20 protein-coding genes and 1 pseudogene are annotated in these 26,699 nt (G+C 65.5%); 3 read left to right on the top strand and 18 right to left on the bottom strand.

The window, feature by feature from the left end; all coding sequences use genetic code 11:
- Positions 1-13: 13 nt before the first annotated feature.
- The 18 genes and pseudogenes from kdpC to GAU_RS21140 form a co-directional block, all read right to left on the bottom strand.
- Positions 14-613 carry a potassium-transporting ATPase subunit KdpC gene (gene kdpC / locus GAU_RS14820; RefSeq protein WP_015894703.1) on the bottom strand — a complete coding sequence of 200 codons (600 nt, stop codon included), beginning with the start codon at positions 611-613 and terminating at the stop codon, positions 14-16.
- Between the two features lie 31 nt (positions 614-644).
- The gene (gene kdpB / locus GAU_RS14815) at positions 645-2,711 is read right to left on the bottom strand and encodes a potassium-transporting ATPase subunit KdpB (protein WP_015894702.1); all 2,067 of its coding nucleotides are present in this window, start codon (positions 2,709-2,711) and stop codon (positions 645-647) included.
- A pseudogene (gene kdpA, locus GAU_RS14810) lies at positions 2,708-4,380 on the bottom strand (potassium-transporting ATPase subunit KdpA). The gene kdpB and the pseudogene kdpA overlap by 4 nt, the downstream one beginning before the upstream one ends.
- A 77-nt stretch (positions 4,381-4,457) precedes the next feature.
- Entirely contained in the window at positions 4,458-4,598 is a 141-nt protein-coding gene (locus GAU_RS22295) for a hypothetical protein (RefSeq protein ID WP_156799059.1), read from the bottom strand.
- 150 nt (positions 4,599-4,748) lie between these two features.
- Positions 4,749-5,885 (bottom strand): sensor histidine kinase, encoded by a 1,137-nt coding sequence (locus tag GAU_RS14805; protein ID WP_015894699.1) that lies wholly within the window; start codon positions 5,883-5,885, stop codon positions 4,749-4,751.
- 16 nt (positions 5,886-5,901) lie between these two features.
- Positions 5,902-6,603: a response regulator gene (locus GAU_RS14800; RefSeq protein ID WP_015894698.1), complete on the bottom strand. Its 702-nt coding sequence runs from the start codon at positions 6,601-6,603 to the stop codon at positions 5,902-5,904.
- Positions 6,600-7,334 (bottom strand): sulfate/molybdate ABC transporter ATP-binding protein, encoded by a 735-nt coding sequence (locus GAU_RS14795; protein WP_015894697.1) that lies wholly within the window; start codon positions 7,332-7,334, stop codon positions 6,600-6,602. The genes GAU_RS14800 and GAU_RS14795 overlap by 4 nt, the downstream gene beginning before the upstream one ends.
- Positions 7,331-8,026, bottom strand: coding sequence for a molybdate ABC transporter permease subunit (gene modB / locus GAU_RS14790; RefSeq protein WP_015894696.1), 696 nt, complete (start codon positions 8,024-8,026; stop codon positions 7,331-7,333). Before modB ends, GAU_RS14795 begins: the two co-directional genes overlap by 4 nt.
- Positions 8,027-8,050: 24 nt before the next feature.
- Entirely contained in the window at positions 8,051-8,881 is an 831-nt protein-coding gene (gene modA, locus GAU_RS14785; protein ID WP_015894695.1) for a molybdate ABC transporter substrate-binding protein, read from the bottom strand.
- A 52-nt stretch (positions 8,882-8,933) separates the two neighbouring features.
- Positions 8,934-12,059, bottom strand: a complete 3,126-nt coding sequence (locus GAU_RS14780) for an efflux RND transporter permease subunit (RefSeq protein WP_015894694.1) — start codon at positions 12,057-12,059, stop codon at positions 8,934-8,936.
- A gap of 9 nt (positions 12,060-12,068) precedes the next feature.
- On the bottom strand, positions 12,069-13,316 hold the full coding sequence (locus GAU_RS14775) for an efflux RND transporter periplasmic adaptor subunit (RefSeq protein ID WP_083765674.1): 1,248 nt from the start codon (positions 13,314-13,316) through the stop codon (positions 12,069-12,071).
- Entirely contained in the window at positions 13,313-14,617 is a 1,305-nt protein-coding gene (locus GAU_RS14770; protein WP_015894692.1) for a TolC family protein, read from the bottom strand. Before GAU_RS14770 ends, GAU_RS14775 begins: the two co-directional genes overlap by 4 nt.
- A 6-nt stretch (positions 14,618-14,623) precedes the next feature.
- Positions 14,624-16,162: a sensor histidine kinase gene (locus GAU_RS14765; protein WP_015894691.1), complete on the bottom strand. Its 1,539-nt coding sequence runs from the start codon at positions 16,160-16,162 to the stop codon at positions 14,624-14,626.
- Complete coding sequence (locus GAU_RS14760) at positions 16,159-16,854, bottom strand: response regulator transcription factor (RefSeq protein WP_015894690.1); 696 nt, start codon at positions 16,852-16,854, stop codon at positions 16,159-16,161. Before GAU_RS14760 ends, GAU_RS14765 begins: the two co-directional genes overlap by 4 nt.
- A gap of 172 nt (positions 16,855-17,026) precedes the next feature.
- A complete protein-coding gene (gene ybaL, locus GAU_RS14755) occupies positions 17,027-18,799 on the bottom strand; it encodes a YbaL family putative K(+) efflux transporter (RefSeq protein ID WP_015894689.1) in 1,773 nt (590 codons plus the stop codon).
- A 94-nt stretch (positions 18,800-18,893) separates the two neighbouring features.
- Positions 18,894-19,094, bottom strand: coding sequence for a hypothetical protein (locus GAU_RS14750; RefSeq protein ID WP_015894688.1), 201 nt, complete (start codon positions 19,092-19,094; stop codon positions 18,894-18,896).
- Between the two features lie 212 nt (positions 19,095-19,306).
- Positions 19,307-19,786 carry a hypothetical protein gene (locus GAU_RS14745; RefSeq protein ID WP_015894687.1) on the bottom strand — a complete coding sequence of 160 codons (480 nt, stop codon included), beginning with the start codon at positions 19,784-19,786 and terminating at the stop codon, positions 19,307-19,309.
- A 43-nt stretch (positions 19,787-19,829) separates the two neighbouring features.
- A complete protein-coding gene (locus tag GAU_RS21140) occupies positions 19,830-20,501 on the bottom strand; it encodes a TetR/AcrR family transcriptional regulator (protein WP_052574478.1) in 672 nt (223 codons plus the stop codon).
- A gap of 112 nt (positions 20,502-20,613) precedes the next feature.
- Between GAU_RS21140 and GAU_RS14735 the strand changes: the two genes are divergently transcribed.
- From GAU_RS14735 to GAU_RS14725, 3 genes are read left to right on the top strand one after another with little or no spacing between them, the layout of a single operon-like run.
- Complete coding sequence (locus GAU_RS14735) at positions 20,614-22,164, top strand: TolC family protein (RefSeq protein ID WP_015894685.1); 1,551 nt, start codon at positions 20,614-20,616, stop codon at positions 22,162-22,164.
- A gap of 57 nt (positions 22,165-22,221) precedes the next feature.
- Positions 22,222-23,487: an efflux RND transporter periplasmic adaptor subunit gene (locus GAU_RS14730; protein ID WP_041265566.1), complete on the top strand. Its 1,266-nt coding sequence runs from the start codon at positions 22,222-22,224 to the stop codon at positions 23,485-23,487.
- A 5-nt stretch (positions 23,488-23,492) separates the two neighbouring features.
- On the top strand, positions 23,493-26,699 hold the full coding sequence (locus GAU_RS14725; RefSeq protein ID WP_015894683.1) for an efflux RND transporter permease subunit: 3,207 nt from the start codon (positions 23,493-23,495) through the stop codon (positions 26,697-26,699).

The following is a 26,699-nucleotide window of genomic DNA, read 5'->3' as shown; positions in this document are numbered from 1 at the left end:
ATCGATATGGGAGTCAGCGCACCGAACGCACTGACGGGGAGGTCGCGCTCAGGGAATCCAGCGCGAGATTGAGGCGCAGCACATTCACGCGTGGCTCGCCAAGAACGCCGAGCTGGCGCGGCGTGGTGTGTTGGGCGACGAGAAGGGTCACGGTTGCGGCGGGCAGCTCGCGCGCCTGCGCCACACGCGCGACCTGCAGCGCTGCCGACGCTGGCGAGATGTCGGGGTCGAGTCCCGATCCCGATGCCGTGACCAGGTCGGCCGGAATGCGGCCGCGTACGCCGCCGTCTACAACGACGCTGTCTACGCGTTCGGCAATACGGGCCGCGAGTGTGCTGTCGGTGGGGCCCTTGTTGCTGCCGCCCGATGCCATGGCGTCGTAGCCATCGGCGCCCGCAGCCGACGGCCGGCCGTGGAAGTAGTTCGGCGTGGTGAAGCGTTGACCGATCAGCGCGCTACCGACCACACGCCCGTCGCGTTCGATGAGCGATCCGTTGGCCTGCGCCGGGAAGAGCAGTTGTGCCGCGCCGGTGATCAGGCCGGGGTAGATGATGCCGGTGATGAGGCAAAGTGCGGCCGTCATCACGAGCGCGGGGCGAAGGTGTTGCATCATGGAAGCTTTCATGGACGTTTCCTGTGTGAGCTCAGGCCAGGTGCAGCGCCACGAGTGCGAGGTCGATGACCTTGATGCCCAGGAAGGGCACGAGGAGACCACCCACACCGTAGATGAGCAGGTTGCGACGCAGCACGATGTTGGCCGCGGCGGGACGGTAGGTGACGCCGCGCAGTGCCAGCGGGATGAGCGCTACGATGATGAGCGCGTTGAAGATCACCGAGGCCAGGATGGTACTCTCGCGGGAGTGCAGTCCCATGACGTTGAGCACGGCCAGTTCGGGAAATGCCGCGATGAACATCGCCGGGATGATCGCGAAGTACTTCGCGATATCGTTGGAGATGGAAAACGTGGTGAGCGCACCGCGCGTCATCAGCAACTGCTTGCCGATCTCCACGATCTCGATGAGTTTCGTGGGATTGGAGTCGAGGTCGATCATGTTCCCCGCTTCCTTGGCAGCCTGCGTGCCCGTGTTCATGGCCACACCCACATCGGCCTGGGCCAGCGCTGGGGCATCGTTGGTGCCGTCGCCGGCCATGGCCACCAACCGCCCGCCCTGCTGCTCGCGCACGATGAGCGCCATCTTGTCTTCGGGGCGCGCTTCAGCGAGGTAGTCGTCCACGCCCGCTTCGGCGGCGATGGCCGCAGCGGTGAGTGGATTGTCGCCGGTGATCATGACGGTGCGGATGCCCATGGCACGCAGCCGGTCGAAGCGCTCGCGCATGCCACCCTTCACGACGTCCTTGAGGGCGATCACGCCGAGCACGCGGCAGCCCGTGTTGGTGCGCTCACCAACCACCAACGGAGTGCCACCGGCGCGCGCGATGTCACCCACCAGGGCTTCGAGGGCGTCCGGCACCTCGCCCTGATGCTCGCGTACCCAGCGAATCACCGCGTCGGCGGCGCCCTTTCGCAGTTCGATGCCATGTATGTTCACACCACTCATGCGCGTGCTGGCGCTGAACGGCACAAACTCCGAATCGGCCACCTGCTGGCCGCGCAAGCCAAAGCGTTCCTTGGCCAGCACCACGATACTGCGGCCTTCCGGCGTTTCGTCGGCCAGCGAGGCGAGTTGTGCCCGTTCGGCGAGAAACGCTTCGTCCACACCCGGCACCGGGGCAAACGCCGAGGCCACGCGATTGCCCAGCGTGATCGTGCCAGTCTTGTCGAGCAGCAGGGTGTGCACATCGCCCGCGGCTTCCACCGCGCGGCCGCTCATCGCCACCACGTTCTGCTGGATGAGCCGATCCATGCCCGCAATACCGATGGCCGACAACAGGCCGCCGATAGTCGTGGGGATGAGGCACACCAGTAGCGCCACCAGCACGGGAATGGACACCGAGGCGCCGCTGTAGCGGGCCAGTGGTTCGAGGGCGATCACCGCCAACAGAAACACCACGGTGAGCCCCACCAGCAGAATGGTGAGCGCAATTTCGTTGGGAGTCTTTTGCCGCGATGCGCCTTCCACCAGGGCGATCATGCGATCGATGAACGTTTCGCCCGGATTGGCGCCGATGCGAATCACGAGATAATCGGAGAGCACCTTGGTGCCGCCGGTGACGGCCGAACGGTCGCCGCCACTTTCGCGAATGACCGGTGCACTTTCACCGGTGATGGCCGATTCATCCACCGACGCCACGCCGATGATCACTTCGCCGTCGCTCGGGATCACATCGCCCGGAAAACACACCACCAGCGCACCACGACGCAGCGCATTGGCCGACACCAACTCGAATGCCTTGATGTCGATATCTCCATCGCCGTCAGAGGCGTCGAGCTGCTTGGCCTGCACATCGGAGCGTGCCGCACGCAGACTGTCGGCCTGCGCTTTGCCACGTCCTTCCGCCATGGCTTCGGCGAAGTTGGCGAACAGCACCGTGAACCAGAGCCACAGCGTGAGCTGCAGCGTGAAGCCGATGTCGGATGCCCCCCGGCTGATGTCGAGCAACAGAGTGATCGTCGTGAGCACACAGCCCAGCAGCACCACGAACATCACCGGGTTGCGCACCATCTGGCGCGGATCGAGCTTGCGCACTGACTCACTCATGGCCCGGCGTACGATGGCCCCATCAAGGAGGGGGCGCGATGTGGTGGTCATGAGAACAACCTCCCGCCGGTCATGAGGAGGTGTTCCACCACCGGACCGAGCGCGAGGGCGGGAAAGTAGGTGAGCGCACCGACAATCAGGATCACGCCCAGCAGCAGCGTGACGAACATCGGCCCGGTGACCGGGAATGTGCCCGCTGTGGCCGGAGCAATACGTTGTTCGGCCAGGAAGCCGGCCAGCGCCAGGACGGGCACGATCAGCGCGAAACGGCCCAGCAGCATCGCGATCCCGAAGAGGGTGTTGTAGAACGTGGTGCCGCCGGTGAGGCCGGCGAACGCACTGCCGTTGTTGGCGGCGGTGGACGTGAAGGCATAGAGCACTTCCGTCAGGCCGTGCGGACCGCGGTTGTTGAGACCAGCGAGGCCCTCGGGCAATACCAGCGAGATGGCCGTGAGCGGCAGCACGATGGCGGGAAACGCGAGTACATAACACATGACCATCTGCACTTCGCGCTGCTGAATGCGCTTGCCCAGATACTCCGGCGTGCGTCCCACCATGAGCCCGGCGATGAACACAGTGAGCACCACCATGATCAGCGTGCCGTACAGTCCGGCGCCCACACCGCCGAAGATCAGTTCACCGAGCTGCATGTTCACCAGCGGCACCAGACCGCCCAGTGCCGTGAACGAGTCGTGCATGCTGTTCACCGCGCCGCAGGAGGCGTCAGTGGAAACCACGGCGTAGAGCGCGGAGTTGGCGATGCCGAAGCGCACCTCCTTGCCTTCCATGTTGCCGGCCGCGTGCCCCGGTACCACGCCGGCCACGTCGACACCCAGCGCGGCATGCTGCGGGTTGCCACGCGATTCCGCCCAATAGGCGACACTCGTGCCGCCGATGAACAACACGAACATGGCCGTCCACAGGGCCCACCCATGCCGCGTGCTGCCCACTCCGCGGCCGAACATCCACACGGTGCCGGCAGGGATGAGAAAGATCGCCAGCATCGACCACCAGTTGCTGACTGGCGTCGGATTCTCGAAAGGATGTGCCGCGTTGGCGTTGAAGAAACCGCCACCATTGGTGCCGAGTTGTTTGATGGCCTCCTGACTGGCCACCGGCCCACGGGCAATGGTCTGCGTGGCGCCATCGAGCGTGTGAGCGATGGCGGCACCGTCGAGCGTTGTGGCACACCCTGTTGCACGAAGAGCAGCGCGAGGATGCACGACAGGGGCAGCAGCACGTACAGCGTGCCACGCACCAGGTCCACCCAGAAGTTGCCGATACGCCCGGCGCCCGCGCCGTTGCCCGTGCCACGACGCGCAATGCCGCGCATCAATGCCACCGCCACACCAAGCCCGGTGGCTGCCGAGGTGAAGTTGTGGAAGGTGAGCTGTGTGGCCTGCGCGAAGTACGACATCGTGCTTTCGCCCGCATAGCTCTGCCAGTTGGTATTGGAGACAAACGACGCCGATGTCTCGAAGGCCTGCCGGTCGGTTACGGCCCCCAGCCCGACCGGATTGAACGGCAACCAGCCCTGCAGGCGCAGGACCACGTAGGTGAGCAACATGCTCACGGCGCTGAACAGCAGCAGCGATGTAGCGTACGTGGTCCAATGTTGTTCGGACTCGGCATCCACACCGGCGAGGCGATACAGTCGACGCTCGATCGGGGCCAGCCAGCGCATGCGGCCTTCGTAGACCTGCGCGAGATACCAGCCCATCGGCTTGGTCACGAGCAGCACGGCGACCGCAAACAGCGCGATCTGCATCCAGCCATTCGTGGAGGTGGGCGCGACATTCATGAGGACAGGCCTCGCCCCGACTCGCCACGTGAGGCGTGTGCGCCGGATGACCGTCCGAGGGCCGCACAGCCTCGGACATAGAGGAGCATCACGGCAAAGCAGGCCACCGTGAGCAGCAGGTACAGCAAGTCGCGCATGCAGACCTCGAAGTGCGTGAGGCTACCGCGAGGGTAGTCATCGCCCGATTGGGCGATGCTGCATGGTGCCGGACAACCCGTGAACGCCGCACAAAGGCGCGGCCGCAGGGCACAAAGATCCCACAAAGATTTGTGGGACCCGCCTGCGGTTCAGCGGGTCTCGAAGGTGTCGATGAGGTCGGCCGCGGGCAGATGCAGGGTGAACACACTGCCTCCGCCGTCGCGTGGGGTCACCTGCAGCGAACCGCCCTGCGCATCGGCCAGCCCGCGGGCAATGGCCAACCCCAGACCCACACTCCCCACGTCGGGACGCGCCGACGTCGCACGATGAAACGGCGTGAAGATGCGTTCACGCTCTTCGTCGGCGATGCCAGGCCCGCGGTCGGCCACCCGGAAGGCCAGCATGGGGCCTTCGCGCACCACCGTGAAATCGATGGGGGCATTGTCCGGTGCGTACTTGAGCGCGTTCTCGAGCAGGTTGCCCAGGATGCGCACCGAATGCGTGAGGTCAAACGTGCCCACCAGCAGCGGTTCATTGGGATCGAGCGAGGCCCGAATGTCTCGGCCTGTGGCTGCACCAGAGACACGCTGTAGTGTGGCGCCCATGAGCTCATCGGCGGTGTTGAGCGCCAGTGCCAATGGCACGCCGCCAGCCTTGAGGCGCGACAGGTCGAGCAGATCGGTCACGAGGCGATTGAGCCGCTCGACCTCTTCTTCGATGGCCAGCGCCCGGTCGTCACCATCGCGCACAATGTCGTGTGCCAGGCCGCGGATGGTGGTCAGGGGTGTGCGGAGGTCATGCGATACCGTGGCCAGCAGCGCGTCCTTGAGCTGATCGGCTTCACGCAACGCTGCCGCATGGGCGGCATCGGTCTGCGCCTGTGCGGTGAGTGCCGCCACCTCTTCCGAGCGACGGCGGGCTTCATCGGCTTCACGCTGCGCCCGTGTGAGCAACTGCGCCGCCACGACACCGGTGGCGAGGAACACCACCAGCACCAGCCAGTCCAATGGATCGGCCACCACCAGGGTGTTGAATGGTGGCAGGAAAAACAGATCGAACACCACAAAGCCGGCCAGTGCGAGCACCACGCCCAGCACCCGCCCACCCGCTGCGCTGCCGCCAAGCACCACCAGCAGCAATACCAGTGCCACATGGGCCTTGTCGAGCGCATCACGCACCTGATGCAGGGCCAGCGTGGCGAGCAACAACGCGAGAATGCTCACGAGCCAGGCTGCCCGTCCCGATCGTCGATGATCGTTCAGCTCACGGGTCTCACGGGCGTGCATGCGTGGTGACCGATGCTCAGTGGTGGTCGGCAAAACGGTAACCCACACCACCTTCCGTCACGATGAGTGTGGGACGCAGCGGGTCGACCTCGAGTTTGCGGCGCAGGTGCCCGATGTACACACGCAAATACTGCTGCGCATCGCCATGGTGACGTCCCCACACGGCATCGAAGAGCTGCTTGTGGGTCATGGTACGACCAGCGTGTGTCACGAGGGCCCGCAGCAGATCCCATTCGGTGGGCGTCAGATGCACCGGCATGCCGTGTTGCGTCACCTGCCGGTTGGCGAGGTCGATCACCACGTCACCACGCACCAGCGGAGCATCACCACCCGGAACCGGTGCCATGCGGGCGCGGCGCAACAATGCGCGCATGCGGGCCTGCAGTTCGATGGTGGAGAACGGTTTAGTGAGATAGTCGTCGGCGCCCGCGTCGAGCGCGCGGGCCTTTTCGGTGTCGCTGTGCCGTGCCGACAATACGAGAATGGGCGCAGCACTCCATTCCCGCAGCGCGTGACAGACATCCACGCCGTCCTGATCGGGCAGGCCGAGGTCGAGTACGATCAATGCCGGCCGTTCGCGTCGCGCGATCTCGAGACCGGTGGCGGCATTCGCGGCTTCGAACGCGATACCGGCATCATCTTCCACGGCCGCACGAATGATGGAGCGAATGGCCGGTTCGTCGTCGACGACGAGGATGGCCGAGCGCGGTGCGCTCATGGCGGTGTCCCCGTTTCCCGTGTGGTGATCACCTTCCCCGCGTCGATCTCCACGGTCACATCGGCGATGCGTGCAGCTTCATCGGGATCGTGAGTCACGAGCAGCATCGGTACACCGGTCTCCCGGTGCAGCGTACGCAACTCGGCGCCCAGTGTACGGCGCAGGGGAGCATCGAGAGCCGAAAGGGGTTCGTCCAACAGGAGCAACGAGGGACTGGGCGCCAGGGCGCGAGCCAGCGCGATGCGTTGCTGTTCACCACCACTCAGCGATGCCGGTCGTTTCTGCGCGTGCTGTTCGAGGCGCACCAGGGCCAGCATGTCCTGCACCCGCGCATCCCGCACCCTGCGCGGAAGATGTTGCAGACCGTAGGCGATGTTCTGCGCCGCCGTGTAGTGCGGAAAGAGCGCGTAGTGCTGGAACACATACCCGATGTGTCGATCCCGCGCCGGCAGATCGATACGAGCCCGCGCGCCGTTGATGTCGAGCAGGACGCGCGTGTTCAGCACGATGCGCCCAGTCACGTGCAAAAGGCCGGCGATCGCCCGCAGTGTGAGGGTCTTGCCGGAGCCCGACGGCCCCACGAGGGCCGCGATCCCATTGTGAATGCGGAACGCGATATCCAGCTCGAACGTCGGCAGTCGCCGGCGAATGGTCACGTCGAGTACGGGATTGCTGGCCTCGCGAGCGCCTTCCATCCCCGTGTTGGTCGCGGTATTCGTGTCGATGCTCATCGCGGCGGTTCGCGCGAAGGATCAGACGGTGCGCGCCCCGCCCGCGTGAGCGCCCACAGTGCCACACCGGTCATGACCGAGAGCAGGATCGCCAGGCGTGATGCCCGCGCAAAGTCGCCGGCCTGCACGGCATCGTACACGGCGAGGCTGGCGGTTTGTGTGCGTCCGGGAATGTTGCCGGCCAGCATGAGTGTGGCGCCGAACTCACCCATCGCCCGCGCAAAACACAGTGCGGTGCCGGCCAGAATACCGCGCCACGCCAACGGTGTGGTCACGGTGAGAAAGATCGACCACTCGGAGCGCCCAAGTGTGCGGGCCGCGTCTTCGTAGCTGGCGTCCACCTGTTCGAAGCCACCCTGCGCGGCACGCACCAGAAACGGCGCCGCCGCCACAAACGTGGCCAGCACCGCTGCTGCCGGCGTGAACACCAGCGGCGCACCCATGACTGATTCGTACCACGCGCCGAGTGTACTGCGTCGTCCTACGCCCAGCAGCAGGTAGTAGCCGATCACGGTGGGTGGCAGCACCATCGGCAGCAGTACCAGTACCTCCAGCACCGCCCGCCCGCGAAAACGACGCCGCGCCAACAGCCAGGCCAACGGCAAACCCACGAGCAATGCACACAGCGTGGCGAGCGTCGCCACGAACAGTGACAACGCCAGAGGCCAAGTGCCGAGTGCGGGCAGTGACATCCGTTCTTCCCGGTCTGGCCAGTGTTACGGCGCGTCCTCGGCGAAGCCGAAGCCGTGCATCGCGTTTTTCGCTGCCGGTGTGTTCAGGAAGGCCAGGAACTTCGCGGCCGAGGCCTGATGTGTACTCGCCGTCAGGACGGCCAGCGTCTGCCGCAGTGGATCGTGCAGGGAGGCGTCCACCAGCGTGTGCCCGAGCACCGAATCACGCGCCACCAGCGAAAGTGCCACCAATCCCACATCGGCATTGCCGGTGCTGACGAACTGATAGGCCTGGGACACGTTGGCCCCCAACACGATGCGCTTTTCGACCGCCGGCCAGAGTCCCGCGCGCTCGAGTGTCTGGCGGGCGGCCCTGCCGTATGGCGCATGTGCCGGGTCCGCGATCGCAATCGACTGCACCGACGCGGCCGCCACCTCCTCGAGTCGCGCCGGGGCCGGGCAGGGTGCGGAGGACGTTTGCGACACTCGTTGCACCGTGGGACAGCGGGCAATGAGAGCGAGACGCCCGATCGCGTACACCCGTCGCGTGCTGTCGACGATCATGGTGCGCACTGCGAGCGAATCGATGGCCTCCGCATTCGCTGCAAAGAACACGTCGGCCGGCGCGCCATTGATGATCTGCGTGGTCAGGTCGCCGGTGGATCCGAACACCAGCACCAGACTGTCGCCCCCCTGTTCCCGATAGAGGCGGGCCACATCGGCGAGGGCGAAACGCAGGTCCGCGGCGGCAAACACCGTGAGAGGAGTGCCCGTGCCTGCCGCGGCTGCCTGGTCGCGCGGCGTGCATGCGGTCAACGCCACCAGCCCCGCGATGATCATTCGTTGCATGATCCGCACGACAGACGTCGACCGCATGGCTATCCTCGAAAGCGTCGGAGTGAGTGGGCGGGACCACCCAGGCCCCGATTCAAGCTAACGCCGCGTCCTCCTCCTGTTGGGCCTGACCGTACCGGAGGTACAGCGCCGGCATGAGGAACAACGTGAGCAGGGTGGACGAGACCAGGCCGCCCAGAATCACGATGGCCATCGGGTGCTCGATTTCGTGTCCCGGACGGTCACCCCAGACGATCAACGGTACCAGTGCCAGAGCGGTCACGAGCGCCGTCATGGTGATCGGGGCCAGCCGTTCTTCTGCCCCTCGGAGCACCAGACCACGGCCAAACGTCATCCCCTCCTCGTGTTCGAGATGGCGATAGTGGCTGACCAGCATGATGCCGTTGCGGGCCGCGATGCCGATCACCGTCACGAACCCCACGATGGACCCCAGCGACAGCACACCGCCGGTGAGCCACACTGCCACCACGCCGCCTATCACGGCAAAGGGCAGCGACCCGAACACCAGGACCGCCAGGCGCATCGACCCGAAGTCGGCGTGCAGGATGAGGAAGATGCCGAGCATCGCGAGCAGGGACAGCGACAGCAGTCGGCGGCTGGATTCACGCTGTGCCGCGTATTCGCCCAGGAACTCGGGGTGGTAGCCTGCGGCAAACGGCAGCTCGCGCACCACACGCTCCACTTCACGCGCCACACTGCCCAGATCACGTCCACGCACATTGGCCGTGATATCGAGGCGGCGCGAGGCGTTCTCGCGGGTGATCTCGTTGGGGGTGGGCATGAGCCGCACGTCGGCCACATCGCCCAGCGGCACCACACCACCGCCCGGGATGTCGATGGGCAGTGACGCGAGTGATGTCACGTCTTCCCGCACGCCAGGAGCACCCCACACCACCACGTCGAACGCGCGGTCGGCTTCGTACACCTCGCCCACCTTGCGGCCACGCACCAGCGTTTCCACGCGATCGCGCACCACACCGGCCGTGAGTCCGAGGCGCGCAGCGGCCTCCTGCCGCACTTTGACCTCCACCTGCGGCACCAGGACCTGCGGCTGCACCTTGAGGTCGGCCACGCCGTTCACGCCACCCATGACCTTGGCCACGTCCTGGGCCTTCTCGCGCAGCACGGCCAGGTCGGGACCATACAGACGAACGACCATCGAGGCGCTGGTCCCGGTGAGGACTTCCTTGATGCGTTCACGCAGATACGTCAGCAGATCGCGATAGAGACCGGGATAGCCGTCCACCACGGTCTGCACCTTGGCTACGGTGGCATCGTAGTCCACCGACGGATCGAGGGAGATCCACAGCTCGGTGAAGTTTGGACCGACCACTTCGTCGGCCACCTCGGCACGCCCGATATGGGCGCCGAAGTTGCGCACGCCGGGAATGGCGCGCAGCTCCTGGCTCGCGCGAATCGTGATGCGGTCCATCGCTTCGATGGACGTGCCGGGCTTTTCCACCCAGTGCATCAGGAAGTCGTATTCCTTGAAATGCGGAAGAAACTCTTCGCCGAGAAAGGGGAACGAGGCGCCCGCCGCGAACAACGCGAGACCGATGATGCGTGCCGCGCGCGGTGTGCGGGCCCACCAGCCACGTCGGGTATTGGTGTCTGACGTGGGCTCATCGAGAAAACGTGGCAACAGGCGACGGTAGTGCGCCTTGAGCCATGTCACCAGCGGGGCTTCGCTGTGATGGGCCACGGCTTTTGGCAGGAGCAGCAGCGACAGCGCTGGTGTGACGATGAGCGCCACGAGCAACGACGCCAGAATGGCCACCACGTACGCGGCGGCAAGCGGACGGAAGAAGGCACCGGCCAGTCCGCTCAGAAAAAACACCGGCAGAAACACCAGCGAGACGATCAGGCTGGCGTACACCACCGCGCTGCGTACTTCGATGGACGCCTGGAGCACCACGAGAAATGCCGAGCGTGGGCTGCCGGCTTCACGATTGAGACGCAGGCGCCGCACGATGTTCTCCACGTCGATCACGGCGTCGTCCACCACTTCTCCCAGCGCGATCACGAGCCCAGCGAGCACCATGGTGTCGATGGTGCCGCCGCGATAGCGCATCACGATGGCGGCAGCGAGCAGCGACAGCGGAATGGCCGTGAGGCTGATGACAGCCGTGCGCCAGTCGCGCAAGAACAAGCCCAACACGATGACCACCAGCACACAACCGATCAGCAAGGCGCGATTGAGATTGTGCAGCGACATCTCGATGAACGTGGCCGGACGGAAGATCGTCGCGTCCACCTCCACATCGGGCATCGCGGGGCGCAAGGCTGCGAGCGCCGCTTCCACACCCCGTGTCACTTCGAGGGTGTTGCCCCAAGGCTGCTTTTCCACGATCAACAGGATGCCCGGTCCGTCGTTGATGATCGCGTTGCCGATGGGTGGTGGGTTGCCTTCAGTCACCTGCGTGACATCGCCGAGCAGGAGTGCGGCACGGTTGCGGAATGCCACCGGGGCTGCCGCCAGATCGGCACCGGTATGCACTTCCGACCGCTGGGCCACGGAGAAACGCTGATTGGGCACGTCGATGAACCCACCGGCGCGCACGGCCACCGCTTCACCTGTGGCGCGTGTCACTTCGTCGAGCGTGACCCGATTGGCGCGCAGACGTTCTGGGTCCACCAGCACCTGCAACTGTCGGTCGCGTTGCCCCCACACGGCCACGTTGGCCACACCCGGCACCGACATGAGGCGTGGACGCACGGTGAAGCGCACCAGTGTGGTCATGTCGGTCTGTGACATGGTCTTCGACGACATGCCCACCTTGAGCACCCGACTGGTGGACGACAGCGGTGAGAGCAGCACCGGTGGACGGGCCACAGCGGGCAACGTGCCTTGCAGGCGCGCCAGCCGCTCACCGACGAACTGCCGGGCCACCAGCAGGTCGGTGCCGCGCTCGAAGATCAGTACGACGCTGGAAAGTCCCAGCACCGACTTCGAACGCAGCGTCTCGATGTGCGGCGTTCCCGCCAGCGCCTGTTCGATGGGTGTGGTGACGAGTGCCTCCACTTCTTCGGTGGACAGACCCGGCGCTTCCGTCTGCACTTCCACGAGGGGCGGAGAAAATTCCGGAAAGACATCCAGCGGGGCGTCGCGTACGATGCGCGTCCCCACGACGATGGCCAGGACGGTGAGCGCCACCACGACGATGCGCAGGCGCAATGCGCTTTCGATGAGCCAGTTCATGCGCGCCCCCTACTTGCCAGCGCCGAACTCGGTGCCGAACAACTCGGCGACACCGGTGGTCACGATCTTGGCCCCACGCGCAGGGCCCAGCGCCAGGACGGCCATGCCACCCGTCACACGCTCCACTTCCACGCGCCGCCGCGTGAAGGTCAGTGAGTCGGTTTGCACATAGACCCACGCGCCACCACTGAGATCGCGTGCCACGGCGGCGAGTGGAATGGCGAGTGCCCGGGACTTCGTCGTGCCACCGGTTGCAGGCGCGAGCGGAATGGTGACACCCACCCGCTCACCGGGAGCGAACGATGCGCCCTGCACCGCGTAGTACAGATCCACTGACGCGGCCAGTGGATCGGCCGATGGTGGGGCCGTCACTGGTATGGCAACAAGTGCCATAGTGCCGTTGCCGGCCTGGTCCCCGGTCAACGCGTGCACCGACGCCGGTACATGGCGCGAGAATAGTCGCGCATCGCCGGCATACACCGGCACACGCACCCAGAGCCGGTCGAGTCGCACGATTTCAAACATCGGTGCGCCTTGTGAGACGATCTGTCCGGCGGCCACGCTCACGGTGCGTACCACACCGGCCGACGGTGCGGCGATGGTGATGCTGCCAACACTGGCTGCGGGCGCCGAACCACCGGCGACCTGCTCCAGTGTTTGGGCGGCTTCCAGTGCGGCGCGCGCGGCCGCGAGGTCTGCCTGCGCGCGCTCCTGATCGCGCGTGGCCACCAGCTTTTCGGCATACAACGACGCGACGCGATCGGCCTCGAGCTGGGCCTGGCGCAGGCGCGCGTCGGCCGTGGCGAGCTCCTGTCGCACACGCGCCATATCCGGCGTGATGGGCACCAGTCGCGCGAGTGGCTGCCCCTGTGTCACGCGTTGTCCGGCGATGGGGAAGACACCGGCGCTCATGGACGCGACCGATCCCGCGACCGCAGCGTTGATCGGAATGGCCTGTCCGGGTGGCACCACGATCTCACCGCCCACGGTACGGGTGGGTGCCATCGCGGTGGAGTCCAGCGATACCGTTTCGATGCCGAGCCGCCGCACCGCATCGGGTGTCAATGTGATGGACGTGAGCTGCGACTCCGTTACAGCGCCACGGATGGTCGCCGGCGGCGCGGCTTTGGACGGCTTCTCGGCGCAAGCCGATGTCACCACCAACATCGTGCTCACGGTGAGTGTGCCACGCCATGCGGCGTGCGAAACAGAGGCGCGGGTGGTCATGGACGGGAGGCGGAAGTGGAATGGTGTCATGGCCAGACTCCGAGAAGCGCCGCGAGATCGGCGCGGGCGGCCTGAAAGTCGAGCAGTTCCTGCACCAGCAACTGTCCCACATCGCGTTCGATGCGCAGGGCGTCGATCACGGGCAGCAGCCCGGTACGACCGGCTTCGTACAGACGCATCGCGCCGGCCCGCACACGGCGCGCGTCCACGAGCATCGAGTCGCGTGCCAGTCGCGCGCGCACGGCACGTTCGGCCACGCGGATCTCGGCGGCGCGTCGCTGCGCATCGGCCAAGAGATGGGCTTCGGCGGCACGTGCGCTGGCTTCCGTGGCGGCGCCACGGGCTTCGGCCACCGCTTCACGTCCCTGATTCCAGAGTGGCACCGACACCGACACCCCCACGATGCCCGTGCGTGGCAATGACGCCGCCGATCCCAATCGTGTGTCGGTGGACGATCCCCACTCGGTGCCGAGTGTGAGGGATGGCAATGGCAATTGTTGCCACTGCAGGGCGCGCAGGCGTGACGCCGCGGCAACGGAATCGGCCACCCGAGCCTGGACCAGCGGCATCGTTGCGGTGCTCACGGAGGCTGCACCTTCGGCACGGATGTTGACCGCTGCATCCGTCACCACATCGAGTGCTTCATCGAGTGCGCCGCGTGCGCCTGGTGTCCCACTGCTGTCCCACGCCACGGCTCGGGCCAGTTCGACATCGGCGGTTCGTGCGGTTTCCTGCGCGCGCGCCGCGAGCAACCGGGCGCGCAGGGCCTCCTGCGCAATCTGGTCGCGTTCGAGCGCTGAGATTTCGCCGGCCGATACGCGACGATCGGCGAGGCGAACCAGCGAGTCGGCGAGTAGCGCCTGTTCGTGGCTGAGTACGAGGCGTTCCCGTGCCGCGAGCGAACCGAAGAACGCCATACGCACTTCGCGCCCGAGATCGGCCAGCAATTGCACGGAGTCGGCGGTCGCACGATCAATCAGTGCGCGCCCGGTGCGCCGGTCGGCGGCGCGTCGGGGCAGCCATTGTAGTGGCTGTGCGACCACGAGCTGATGGGTGGGGGTGCGCTGGTCACCCTGCACGTTGAGCTGCGGATTGGGGATGAGCGCGGTGAGTCGCGCCGCACCTCGCGCACGTGCGGTGCCGGCACCGGCGAGTCGTGTTTGCGGTCGGTGCGCGCGCGCCCGGTCCAACCCCTCGCGCAGTGTCAGCGAAGGCTCTGAGGCCTGCTGAGACGGTGCCGGAGGGCGTTCCGTGGTTTGCGCAGACACGACCGTCCCGGAGGCCAGGGCTGCAACAAGCAGCACCCCGCCACGGATGGACGAGCTGAACATGATTGTCTAGGGAGAGTCGTTCGAACCGAGAGCGTCGGAAGGCGGACGCGGGAGACGAACTTCGAAGTGCGCACCGGGTGGTGCAGAGGCGGTCAGTGCCACGGCGCCGCCATGCGCCTGCGCGATCCATTGCGCGATGGCCAGACCGAGACCAGCACCGGAAGCAGTGCTGGTAACATCGGCGGCATTGTCGCGTGACCGGGCCCGATCGACGCGATAGAAACGATCGAAGATGAACGGACGGGCATCGGCTGGAATGCCGGGCCCCTCGTCGCTCACCGTGATGCGGTACTGCGTGCCATCCTGATCCAGCCGCGCGCGCACCGTGCCGCCGGCCGGTGAGTACTTCACGGCATTGTCGATCAGGTTGAGGAGCAATCGGCCGAGCAGCTCCGGATCGCCCGTGAATGGCGCACCATCTTCCGGCGGAATGCCACGTTGCAGGACGAGGTGCACATCCCGTCGCGCTGCGACCGCGTGCATGGAGCGCACCGTGTCGGCGAGCACCTCGTCGAGGTACAGCGGCTGCTGATCCACTGGCCGTCGCCCACTGTCCACGCGGGCCAACAGGAACAGATCGTCGACGATGCGCGACAAACGCTGGCTCGCGCTGCTCATGACACCGATGGCCTGCCGGTACTCCTCTTCACTGCGCGCTGCTCTGGCCAGTGCCACATCCGCTTCCGCCTGCAGAATGGCGACCGGGGTGCGCAGCTCATGTGACGCATCGGCCACGAACTGCCGTTGTTGCGCGAAGCCACGTTCCAGGCGCGCCAGCAGTTCGTTCATCACCGTCGCCAACCCGCCCAGCTCGTCCTGCGGATTCTGCACTGGGAGGCGATCGTGCAACGTGGTCACGTCCATCGTCTGCGCATGTCGACTCATGGTCGCCACCGGCTCGAGCGCACGGCGAGCGAGCAGATAGCCCACGACTACAGACAGCAGCAGAATGACCGGTATCACCAGCAGGTAGGCACGCCGTACATCGCGCATGGTGGCAGCTATGCCGGCGAGATCGCGTACTGCGGCCACGGTGAACCATCGATCGCGTACGATGGCCTGACCCGTAATCATGCGCGCGCCATCGTATGCATTGGGCAAGGTGCTTGCCGCCACATCAGCGGATGGTGTGCCATCGCCACCTGCCGCAGTGCTCCGCAGCCGTTGCAACACCAGCGAGTCCATCTGCCAGATAGGCGCCTGCACACTGTCGGTGCGGCTGTCCGCACGGGTGGCCAGCACCGACGGCACGTCGGTCGTCTGCACAAAGAAGCGGGTATCCTCGAAGCGAATTTCGTCGAGGGCCATACGCACCGCCGATTCGGTCGTCGGCAGTTCACCCAGTTCCACAGCCAGCTCCACGAGAAACGCCTGCCGGGCATCGCGCAGAAACTGATCGTTGCGGTGCTCGAGCTCGACGTCGAGCACGGCCAGCGAGGCCACGGCAAACACGCCCAACCCTGCGCTCAGCGCCGCAGCATACCACAGGGTGAGGCGCCACCGGATCGACTGTGGCAGCAGACGGGCACGGAAACGCGCGATCATCCGCGCTCGCCGGCGATATCGCCATCGTCGCTCAACAGCACGCCCTGTCCACGACGGGTATGCAGCAGCGGGCGGCGGCCGGCGCCATCGACCTTCCGACGGAGGCGGCTCACGTACACGTCGATCAGGTTTGCGTTGGGATCATGATTTTCGTCCCAGACGTGCTCCGCCAGCTCTCCGCGACTCACGATGCGGCCAGCGTGACGTGCCAGATAGGCGAGGAGCGTGAATTCGCGTGCCGTCAGCGGCAGCAGGGCACCGTCGCGTCGTGCCTGCTGCAGTCGGGTGTCGATCTCGAGATCGCCCACCGCCATGGTGGAAGGCAACACCACACTCATGCGACGCAGCAGTGCCCGTACACGGGCCGTCAGCTCGCCGAAGTGGAATGGCTTGGTGAGATAGTCGTCGGCGCCGGCGTCGAGTCCCTGAATGCGTTCGTCGACCGCGTCGCGGGCCGTGAGCAGAAGAATCGGCACGGCCATCTGACGAGCCCGCAGACCACGGCAGATGGCGATGCCATCCATGCCTGGCATCAGGATGTCGAGGATCACCGCGTCATAGCTGTTCACGAGGGCCATCGTGAAGGCCGTTTCGCCGTCGCCCACCGAATCCACGACAAACGCCAGCTCGCGCAGGCCACGCGTGATCGCGTCGCGCAACTGGGGATCGTCTTCGGCAAGCAGGAGGCGCATGCGGTGATGTGGCGCAAAGGGTGGAACCGGGACAGCAGCGCGGTGAAGCAGTCCTTCAGTTCCGCCGCGCTGCACGTACCCTACACCACATACCCTGACATCAACCTGAAGCCCGCGCCAGCAGGGTGCCCGGAATGCCGGCGGTTGCCGACATCCGAGGCATGTCCGCCGGCTACGCGGTGTGGCCGATCATGCGCGCCGCCACCGCTTCCATGTCATGCGCCACGCCGTACTCCCGCAGCGCATGGCGGGTGAGGCTCACGGCCAGCTCCCGCTCGCCGACCAGCGCCTGCTTCGCGCCATGGCTTTCGAGGAAGGTCCGCTCCCCGTCGCTGTGCGTGCGCACCAGTACGGTGATGGACGGATTGAGCTTGTGGGCCAGGGCCACAATCGCCCGGGTTTGCACGGCATCGGGGGCGGCCACCAGCAGCAGGCGGGCACGCTCGAGATGGGCGTCTTCGAGGATATCGGGTCGTGTGGCGTCACCATAGATGACCGGTAGCCCCCGTTCACGCAGCACTTCGGTGCGTTCGCGACTGGCTTCGATCACCACGTATGGCACCTTGTGCAGCGCGAGCTCGGCGCCGATGGGGGCGCCCACACGCCCGTATCCGATCAGCACCGCATGATCGCGCAACGACTCTTCGTTCACGGCGGTGGGCAATTCGGCAATCTCCCCCACCTCACGCTCGAACATGTCCGCCAGGCGCGGATGACTGCGCAGCCACGCCGCCAGCGGTTCGACCGTCTTGAACACGAACGGATTCAGCGTGATGGAGAGCAGAGCACCGGCGACGATCAATCCGGTGGCTTCGGCGGGCAACAATCCGAGTGACACACCCAGTGCCGCGAGGATGAACGAGAACTCACCGATCTGGGCAAGACTGGCCGAAATGGTCAGCGCCGTGTGCAGCGAATAGCGGAACAGCAACACAATGCCCAGCGAGGCGATGGCCTTGCCGATCATGATGATGAACACCACGGCCAGCACGTGCAGCGGCTCGCGGAGCAGAATGGTGGGATCGAACAGCATGCCCACCGACACGAAGAACAACACGGCAAAGGCGTCCTGCAACGGCAAGGCATTGGTCGCGGCTTCGTGACTGAAGTCGGACTCGCTCACGATCACGCCGGCAAAGAATGCACCCAACGCGAACGACACACCGAACAACGCCGCCGCACCAAACGCGATACCCAGGGCCACGGCCAGCACGGCCAGCGTGAAGAGCTCACGCGAACCGGTGTTCATCACGCGGCCGAGCACCCACGGAATGGTGCGGCGTCCGACAATGAGCATCACCGCCACGAACGACACGACCTTGAGCAGGGTGATGCCCAGGGTGGTCCACAGGCCGGTGGTGGCCGCCGAGGCATGGCCGGCCGCCTCATTCGATGCGGCAATCGCTTCGGGAGACGCTCCCAGCAACGGCGCCAATGCCGGCAGCAACACGAGCGCGAGCACGGTGATGAGGTCTTCCACGATCAGCCAGCCCACCGCGATCCGTCCATCGGCCGAATCGAGAATACCGCGTTCTTCCAGTGCCTTGAGCAACACCACCGTGCTGGCCACCGACAACGCGAGACCAAAAACGATACCGCTGCCCCACGACCATCCCCAGAAGTGCGAGACCACGGCCCCGAGACCGGTCGCGACGGCGATCTGGGCGAGCGCGCCCGGGATCGCAATGCGGCGTACCGACATGAGGTCGGCGATGGAGAAGTGCAGTCCCACGCCGAACATCAACAGGATCACGCCGAGCTCGGCGAGCTGCGATGCGAGGGCCTGGTCGGCCACGAATCCCGGGGTGAACGGACCCACTGCGACACCGGCCAGCAGGTAGCCCAGAATCGGCGGAAGGTGGAAGCGCGTGGCCAGCAAGCCGAAGATGAAGGCGAGGCCAAGACCAGCGGCGATGGTGGCGATAAGGGCGGTATCGTGGGGCATCAGTTCACGGCAAGAAGCAACAGGCGATTGAAGGCGCATCGAGGCCCCGGCGCACCGGGACCTCGACGCGATGAATGCGTATGACGCGTGCGCGCTACGACTTGCGTTCGCTGGGCCGGCGCAGTTCGCGCTGGATGATCAGGAACAATCCGGCCGCGAGCAGCACACCCGCCAGTCCCAGCAAGGGCAGGCGGAGAGCCACCGGCAACACGACGGCAAGCAGGGCAGGGACAAAACCGGCCAACGTGACAGCCAGACCGGCTTCACGGCGATACCACGGGAGAACAGACGACATCACATACTCCTGGCGTCGACGTCTGCTCCGGTGAGCACACAATCGGTCGGTGCACATCTCAGGCGGTCCCCACACAGGGGTCCACAGGGGCACTCGACCCACGCGCGTCGTCACGGGGCGGACATCGTGATCAGTCAACGAAACGTGTACCGGCCCGAGTGGCCGATACGGACAGGAATCGCAGTGGCGCGCGTCATGCGCAGCGCCTCAGATCAGGCCGAAAACGGAGGAGCGGTCGGGAAGTACGGCAATGTGCCGCCGTGGGCAGCACATCGATGCGAGGTACGGTCGCGCCGTGCGAGGGCGCACTGCGCCATCGACGTCGGTAGTCCCGGTCCGTGCAGTGCCTGCCAGATCGGGCCATGGGAATGCGTGCCCGACGATGTGGGGGCGCTGTCGCGTACCAGCGCCGTGACCCCCGCCACCCGCGTGGCCCGCAGCAGCGCATTCGCTGGTGGAGTCGAGACGCGCACCATGCGGGTATCGCCGGTGGGTGACAGGCTGGTGCGACCATCCGCCTTGATGGCCTGCGGTGCGTCCAGGAAGGTCCGCGTGCCACCCAGTGCCCCCATGCGCTCCGTGTTTCGGAGCGACACCGGGACGATTGGCGACGGCTGCACCCACTGCAGCAGTGCCAGCCAGAGGACGAGCACGAGTGGGGAATACCACTTCGCGCGCTGCATGGACGGCATTTCCGGAAACTAGCGCGCGGGCAAGTGGTTGCCCACAAGAAACTCAGGGCTTGGGTTCATGCGTCCAGAGGTATCCGTAGATGGCTCGGCCAAACTCTTCCATGAACGCCTGCTGTCCCGCGTGCGGTGTCGTGCAGAGCATAGAGGCCATCCCGTCGCCAATGGCATTCAGCACATCCGCCCGGACAGCCCGCTCCTCCTCCGTGCTATGTGGCCAGCGCAACGCAAAGGCCACCAGCATCGCCTCCCGCACGCTGGCATCGGTCGTCTCATCGCGTGGCAGCCGATGCCCGGCCGCGTTCACCGCCAGCTCCGGATAGGCCGGCATCCGGCTCAGGAGGTCAGTGAACGGACCGATCAGTCCGCGGACAAATGTGGCCAGGTCGGCGGTCGCCCATTGCGGCGCGCTTTGCCGAATCCCTTCCGCCACCTGGCGGGCCTCCACGCGATGACGTTCCCGGAGGGCATCAAAAATGGCCTCTTTGGTGGGGAAGAAGTGATAGATGGACCCCACCGAGGCACCAGATCGTTTGGCGATCTCCTGCACTGATGTGGCCGCAGCCCCCACTTCCTGTACCAACGCCTCCGCCGCGTCGAGGATCTCGTCGACCCGACGCTGCCCCCGCTCCTGCCGTGGCTCACGTTTGCCGCTGCCCCCGGTACCGAGCTCTACCGCCACGTGCGAGCCGCTGACGAACTGTTCCTTGGAATCCATGGGACGGATGGTACCTCCCGATCGGTCAAAAAAATAGACGTACGTTTCTAGTATTGACATTCTAGAACGATGGTTCTAATCATTCAAGGCGTACAAACACCCCTTTCCACATATGCCCAGCTTCAACTCCATCAATCGTCGGCCTTTGGGCCGCATCGCCGGGATCGCCCTGCTGCTTGCTGCGTCAGTGACGCCGGCTGCCGCGCAGGAACGTGCCGCCTGTTCGCCGGGTCAGAATTGCACGCAAGCGCGTGCTGACAATCCTGCCGACAGCGCCCTCATGTCCCTCGAAGACGCGCTCCGCCGTGCCCTCGGCAAGAGCCAGGAAGTGCAACTCGCCCGGGCTGCCGTGGATCTCGCGGGGGCCGATGTCACGGCGACCCGCGCACAGGTGCTGCCCCAGTTGAATGCCTCACTCAACTACACGCGCACCTACTACACGCCTTTCAATGTCCGCGCCGCCCCGACGCCGGACTCGATGAAGTTCCAACCCGATTCGATGGCGTCGATTCTCGAACGCCTGCGCTACATCGAACAGAATGCCGACAAAGCCGCCCTGGGTGGTCTTGGCGGGTTGTTCGGCAACCTGCCACTGGGTCGACCCAACGCCTACGTCGCGTCCATTACCGGCACGCAGGTGTTGTATTCGGGCGGCCGTACGGGCGCGGCGCTGCGCATTGCAAGCGACTACAAGCGCGCGGCACAGTCGGAATTCACCGAGCAGGTGAGTCAGATCGCGATGCAGGTGCGCACTTCCTATGTGCGGGCCGCCCTCGCGCAGCAGCTCGAGGCCATCGCGCAGACCGCGCTCGACCAGGCGCTGGCATTCCAGACCCAGCAGAAGCAGCGTCTCGATGCCGGAACGGCCTCGGAGCTCGATCTGTTGCGTGCGGAAGTCTCAGCCGAGAATCTGCGGCCGCAGTTGGTCGAGGCGCGGAACGCGGCCGAAGTGGCGGCGCTCGATCTCAAGCGCCTGATCGACGTGCCGCTCACGCAGCCACTGCGCCTCACCACGGCGCTCGATGCACCCGCGGCGCTTCAGGCCGACACGCTCAGCGAACCCGATCCGGCGCGCATGACCATGCAACGCGCCGCCGTCGCGGCCGCCGAACGGCAGGTGGCCATTCGTCAGCAGCAGGTGGGGCTCGCGCGCGGTTCGTACTTGCCGCAGGTGGACCTGCGCGTGAACTACGGTGCGCAGAATCTTCCGAATACCACCTTCGGTTTCACGAACAATCCGTGGAACAAGGACGTGTCGGCCGGTATCGGCGTGTCACTGCCGTTGTTCACGGGCTTCCGTCGTGGCGCCGAAATGCAGCAGGCGCAGATCGAGCTCACGAAGGCCCGGCTGCAACTCGGTCAGCTCAAGGAAAATGTGCAGTTGCAATACCAGCAGGCTCGTGGTGAACGGCAGCGCGCCCTGAGCACCATTTCCGCGCGTCAGCGCACCGTCGAGCAGGCGCAGCGGGTGCACGACCTCACGGTGTTGCGCTTCGAACGTGGTTTGTCGACACAGCTCGAAGTGTCCGACGCCCGACTGGCGTTGTTGCAGGCGCGCACGAATGTGGCGCAGGCGATCGCCGACTTCCACATCGCCGATGCCAATGTCGAACGGGCACTCGGTCGCGCTCCCAGCTACTCCATCTTCGGCTCGAGGAACTGAGTCATGTCGAAACAGGATCCTCGCCGTCCATCCCGTTCTTTTCATCGCACGCCAGCCATGCCGACTTCCGAGTCGCTTCTCACATACACCGTCGCACGTCGACCCATGCGGATCACGTCATTGCGGACCTTCTCTGTATTCTCCACGGCGCTCCTCACCCTGACGCTGGCCGCCTGCGGTGGCGCTGGTGAAAAGGCCGCCGATTCCACCACGGCCGACGCCAGTGCGCTGATGCTGGGCAGTGAAGACGTGGCTGTGGCCACCGAATCCGATATCGGCAGTGCCATCCTGCTCAGTGGCGCACTGCAGCCCAAGGATCAGGTGATTCTGCGCGCACAGGTGGCCGGCACGATCACGGACTTGCGTGTCGATCGTGGCGCGCGGGTGCAGGCCGGCCAGCGTCTGTTCTCCATTCGCGCCGCGGGTGTGATGAGTCAGGCGGCCGGGGCGAAGGCGCAGGTCGCTGCCGCCGAGGCCAATCTGACGGTGGTGCGCAAGCAGGCCGAAGCCTCGCGGGCACTGTTCGCTGCGGGCGCGATCTCGGCCATCGAGAAAGAAACCGCCGAAGCCTCACTCGAAGCGGCACAGGCACAGGCGGCTGCGGCACGGGCACAGGCGGCCAGCGCCAACGAAACCGCAGGTTTTGCCACGGTGACGGCGCCGTTTTCCGGTGTGGTCAGCGCCCGCAGTCGGCAGAGCGGCGAAGCGGTGGGTGTGAACGACGAAGTGCTCACAATCGTCGACAGCCGCGTGCTGGAGTTGTCCGGCCAGATCGGTGTGGCCGATGCGTCGCGGGTGCGCCCCGGCCAAGTGGTGCAGTTCTCACTGGACGCGTTGGCTGGTGAAAACTTCCGCGGCCGCGTGGCGCGTGTCGACCCGGTGGCGGACGCCGGGACGCGCCAGGTGGGTGTGTATGTCGAGCTGCCAAACGCCAACGGTCGCATCGTGGGTGGTCAGTTTGCGCGCGGCAAGATCGACATGGGGTCGAGCAAGTCGGTGGTGGTGCCGATCACGGCCGTGCTCGATGCCGCGGCCGATGGCACGGGTGGCCGCGTATTCGTGATCAGCGGCGACAAGCTGGTGAAGCGCGATGTGGTGGTCGGTGCGCGTGACGATGCCGCCGGTGTGGTGGCCGTGAAGAGCGGCGTCGCGGCAGGCGAACAGGTGCTGCGCACGCCGAATGTATCGCTGCGTGAAGGCAGCACGGTGAAGGTGCTTCCGTCGGATGGCGCGGCTCCCGCGACGCCGGCCACCACGCCTGCTACAACTCCCGCTGCGACTCCTGCGACAACTGACAGCACGTCCGCCAAGGCCAAGGAGTAATCGCCATGTCCAATCAAGGTGCAGGGCAGGGATCGGGAGGAGGCGGGGGGCTGAGCGGCGTCGCCATTCGACGCCCGGTGTTCACGACCATGCTCATGGTCGGCCTCATCGTGCTGGGTATCTTCGGGTACAGCCGCCTGGCGATCGACGAATTTCCCGACGTCGATATCCCGGTCGTGACGGTGCAGACCATCTATCCGGGTGCGAGTGCCGAAGTCATCGAACGCGAAGTGTCGCGCCGCATGGAAGAAGCCTTCAATCCGGTGCAGGGCGTCGATCGCATCACATCGGTATCGCTGGAGGGTGTGTCGCAGGTCGTGGTGGAATTCGACCTCGGCGTCGCCGTGGATGTCGCCGCACAGGATATCCGGACCAAGATCGAGACCATTCGCCGCGATCTGCCGGAGGACATCGATCCGCCGGTCGTGCAGAAGCTCGATCCGCAGGCACAGCCCATTCTTTCGCTGGCGCTCTCCAGCAAGACGTTGCCCATGGTGGAGCTCACCACCTTTGCCGACGAAGACCTGCGCCGTCAGCTCGAACAGGTGTCGGGCGTTGGTGAAGTGCGTCTGGCGGGTGGTCTGGCGCGTGAGATCCGCGTGAATCTGCTTCCGGCCGAACTCGAGGCCCGTGGTGTCACGGTGCCCGAGGTGATGGGTGCGCTGCAGGCGCAGAACCTTGAAGTGCCTGCTGGTCGTGTCGAACAGGGCGCCAACGAGCGCATTGTGCGCGTGACGGGCCGCATCACGGACGCGAAGCAGTTCGAGGATGTGATCGTGGCCCTGCGCAATGGTCAACCGGTGCGTGTACGTGATGTGGCGCGCGTGGAGATCGGTACGGAAGAAGAGCGGTCACTGGCGTTGGTCAATGGCGAACGTGCCTTGTCCATCGACGTCGTGAAAGTGTCCGGCGCCAACACCGTGGCCGTGGCCGACGGCGTGCAGGCGGCGCTGACGAAGCTGCGTACCACACTGCCGGCCGGTGTGGAATTGCAGGTCATCCGCGACAACTCGGTGAACATCCGCCACTCGGTGGATGACGTCATCAAGGAACTGCTGATTGGTGCCTTGCTGACGATCGTGATCGTGATGCTCTTCCTGAACGACTGGAAGGCCACCGCCATCACATCGCTGGCCCTCCCGGTGTCGGTGATCTCGTCGTTCGTGCTCATGAGCGTGCTGGGCTTCACGCTCAACATGATCACGCTGATGGCACTATCGCTGTCCATCGGTATTCTGATCGACGACGCCATCGTGGTAGTGGAAAACATCGTGCGCCATCGGGAGATGGGACGCGATCACTTCACGGCCGCGCGAACCGGTACGGCGGAGATCGTGCTCGCCGTGTTGGCGACCACGCTGGCCATCGTGGCGGTATTCGTCCCGGTGGCGTTCATGCAGGGCATCATCGGTCGATTCTTCTACCAGTTCGGTCTGACCGTGGCGTGGGCCGTGCTCGTGTCGTTGTTCGTGTCGTTCACGCTGACGCCGATGCTCAGCGCCTGGTGGGGGGTGAATCCCCACGTGGCGGGTGCGCATGGTGGCAACTGGCTGACGCGCAAAATCGCGGGATTCAACACCTGGTTCGACCGTCAGGCTGCGAAGTACCGCTCGATCATCACCTGGGCGCTCAACCATCGGAAGTCCACCATGGGCATCGCGGTGCTGAGCCTCGTGGGCGCGTTTGCACTGGTCCCGTTCATCGGTGGTGGCTTCATGCCGGACACCGACAACTCCGAGTTCGTCGTGCAGATCGAGACGCCCGAAGGACAGAGCCTCGCCTACACGCAGGACAAGGCGCAGCGGGCCATCGAGACGTTGCGGGCGCTGCCTGAAGTGGCGTACACGTACACCACGGTGGGTTCTGGTGCGACGGGCACGGTCACCAAGGGTGAGATCTATGTGAAGCTGCAGCCTTCCGGCGAACGCCAGCGTTCGCAGGCGGAAGTGATGGTGACGGCACGCGAGCGTTTGGCCACGCTGCACGGCATGCGTTCCAGCGTGCTCGTCGCGGGCGGCCTCGGTGGCTCGGTGGCCCCGATCGCCGTGGAAATCCGTGGACCGGATGTGAACGAACTGCAGCGCATTTCGCAGTTGGCCATGGCCGAGATGAAGCAGATCCCGGGTGTGGTGGACATCAAGTCCTCACTGGGCGATCCCAAGCCCGAGTATCGCATCGTGCTCGATCGTGAAGTGGCCAATCGTGTCGGTCTCGACATCGGCATGGCCGCGGCCACGATCCGTCCGCTCATGGCGGGTGAGACGGCCACGCGCTGGGAAGATCCGTCGGGTGAAGAGCGCGATGTGGTGGTGCAGGTGGCGCCGGAGTTCCGCCGTTCGGTGGACGATGTGGGCGCCATCCCGGTGCCGACAGCCACGCGTACCGCAGGTCGTGTGGCCACAGTGCCCCTGCGTGATGTCGCCAAGGTGGAGCAGGGCACGGCACCGGCGCAGATCGATCGCAAGAGTCTTTCGCGTATCGTGACCATCGCCGCCAACACGGCGCCGGAGATCTCGTTGTCCGATGCCTCCACGCAGATCACTGAGCGGGTGTCCAAGCTGGCGTTGCCGGCGGGGTACACCATCTCACTGGGTGGCGAAACCGAGCAGCTTGCCGAAACCGGCGGCTACGTGGTGGAGACGTTGCTGCTCGCCATCATCCTGATCTTCCTGATCCTGGCGTCGCAGTTCGAGTCGTTCACGCAGCCGATCGCCATCATGCTGTCGTTGCCGCTGTCGCTGGTGGGTGTGCTGCTGGCGCTCATTCTCACCGGCTCCACGCTCAACATGATGTCCATGATCGGTGTGATCATGCTCATGGGTCTCGTGGTGAAGAACGCCATTCTGCTGGTGGACAACGCCAACGAGCGACGGGCAGGTGGTGCGGATCGCTTCACGGCGCTGGTCGAAGCCGGTGCGGTGCGACTGCGCCCCATCACGATGACCACGCTCGCCATGGTGGTGGGCATGATTCCCGTGGCGCTGGGTCTGGGTGAAGGTGGTGGGTTCCGTTCACCGATGGCCCGCGCGGTGATCGGTGGCCTCATCACCTCCACGATGCTGACGCTGATCGTGGTGCCGGTGGCCTACAGCTACCTCGATGACATCGGCGCTTGGGTGAAGCGTCGCATCATTTCGCCGGAACGCGAGAAGGAGATGGAGGCCGAACGGGAAGCGGCTGGTATGACCACTGGCCCGACGTGGGGAGACTGA

It is taken from the genome of Gemmatimonas aurantiaca T-27, from assembly GCF_000010305.1.
Taxonomy (GTDB): Bacteria; Gemmatimonadota; Gemmatimonadetes; order Gemmatimonadales; family Gemmatimonadaceae; genus Gemmatimonas; species Gemmatimonas aurantiaca.
The sequence above is the reverse complement of the archived record's forward strand: the minus strand, read 5'-3'. Positions and strand labels throughout refer to the sequence as shown.

Coding starts and splice junctions, on each gene's coding strand:
- ybaL (WP_015894689.1), bottom strand. CDS start 18,799: ATGCCCCACGATACCGCCCTTATCGCCACCATCGCCGCTGGTCTTGGC.
- kdpC (WP_015894703.1), bottom strand. CDS start 613: ATGATGCAACACCTTCGCCCCGCGCTCGTGATGACGGCCGCACTTTGC.
- GAU_RS14805 (WP_015894699.1), bottom strand. CDS start 5,885: ATGCACGCCCGTGAGACCCGTGAGCTGAACGATCATCGACGATCGGGA.
- modB (WP_015894696.1), bottom strand. CDS start 8,026: ATGTCACTGCCCGCACTCGGCACTTGGCCTCTGGCGTTGTCACTGTTC.
- GAU_RS14760 (WP_015894690.1), bottom strand. CDS start 16,854: ATGCGCCTCCTGCTTGCCGAAGACGATCCCCAGTTGCGCGACGCGATC.
- GAU_RS22295 (WP_156799059.1), bottom strand. CDS start 4,598: ATGCGCGACTTGCTGTACCTGCTGCTCACGGTGGCCTGCTTTGCCGTG.
- GAU_RS14735 (WP_015894685.1), top strand. CDS start 20,614: ATGCCCAGCTTCAACTCCATCAATCGTCGGCCTTTGGGCCGCATCGCC.
- GAU_RS14730 (WP_041265566.1), top strand. CDS start 22,222: ATGCCGACTTCCGAGTCGCTTCTCACATACACCGTCGCACGTCGACCC.
- GAU_RS14750 (WP_015894688.1), bottom strand. CDS start 19,094: ATGTCGTCTGTTCTCCCGTGGTATCGCCGTGAAGCCGGTCTGGCTGTC.
- GAU_RS14800 (WP_015894698.1), bottom strand. CDS start 6,603: ATGAGCGCACCGCGCTCGGCCATCCTCGTCGTCGACGACGAACCGGCC.
- GAU_RS21140 (WP_052574478.1), bottom strand. CDS start 20,501: ATGGATTCCAAGGAACAGTTCGTCAGCGGCTCGCACGTGGCGGTAGAG.
- GAU_RS14770 (WP_015894692.1), bottom strand. CDS start 14,617: ATGTTCAGCTCGTCCATCCGTGGCGGGGTGCTGCTTGTTGCAGCCCTG.
- GAU_RS14775 (WP_083765674.1), bottom strand. CDS start 13,316: ATGACACCATTCCACTTCCGCCTCCCGTCCATGACCACCCGCGCCTCT.
- GAU_RS14745 (WP_015894687.1), bottom strand. CDS start 19,786: ATGCCGTCCATGCAGCGCGCGAAGTGGTATTCCCCACTCGTGCTCGTC.
- modA (WP_015894695.1), bottom strand. CDS start 8,881: ATGCGGTCGACGTCTGTCGTGCGGATCATGCAACGAATGATCATCGCG.
- GAU_RS14795 (WP_015894697.1), bottom strand. CDS start 7,334: ATGAGCATCGACACGAATACCGCGACCAACACGGGGATGGAAGGCGCT.
- kdpB (WP_015894702.1), bottom strand. CDS start 2,711: ATGACCACCACATCGCGCCCCCTCCTTGATGGGGCCATCGTACGCCGG.
- GAU_RS14780 (WP_015894694.1), bottom strand. CDS start 12,059: ATGAACTGGCTCATCGAAAGCGCATTGCGCCTGCGCATCGTCGTGGTG.
- GAU_RS14725 (WP_015894683.1), top strand. CDS start 23,493: ATGTCCAATCAAGGTGCAGGGCAGGGATCGGGAGGAGGCGGGGGGCTG.
- GAU_RS14765 (WP_015894691.1), bottom strand. CDS start 16,162: ATGATCGCGCGTTTCCGTGCCCGTCTGCTGCCACAGTCGATCCGGTGG.